Origin of the sequence: Streptomyces sp. P17 (genome assembly GCF_032436805.1) — a bacterium.
Lineage (GTDB): Bacteria > Actinomycetota > Actinomycetes > Streptomycetales > Streptomycetaceae > Streptomyces.
Map to the genome: position 1 here is coordinate 1 of NZ_JAVRBF010000976.1, position 264 is coordinate 264.

Here is a 264-nt window from a genome sequence, read left to right on the forward strand (position 1 = left end):
TCGCCGCCCGCGCACTCGGCTATCAGTGCGGGCCGATGTCGGGCTTCGACAACGCCGGGGTCGATGCGGCCTTCTTCGCCGGGACCAACATCAAGTCGAACTTCATCTGCTCCATCGGCCACGGCACCGATGAGAACCTGTTCGACCGCCTGCCGCGCCTCAGCTTCGAAGAGGCTAACCAGATCGCCTGACTTGAGCTTGTCGCCGACGCGGAGTAGCGGCGGGCGATGATCCTTCTCGCTCTCGATACCGCGTTGGCGGCGG

General features: G+C 65.2%; 1 pseudogene. It reads left to right on the forward strand.

From position 1 onward, the window contains the following. Positions 1 to 191: pseudogene (locus tag RMT89_RS43630) on the forward strand (malonic semialdehyde reductase); the annotation flags it as partial. Between the last annotated feature and the right edge of the window lie 73 nt (positions 192 to 264).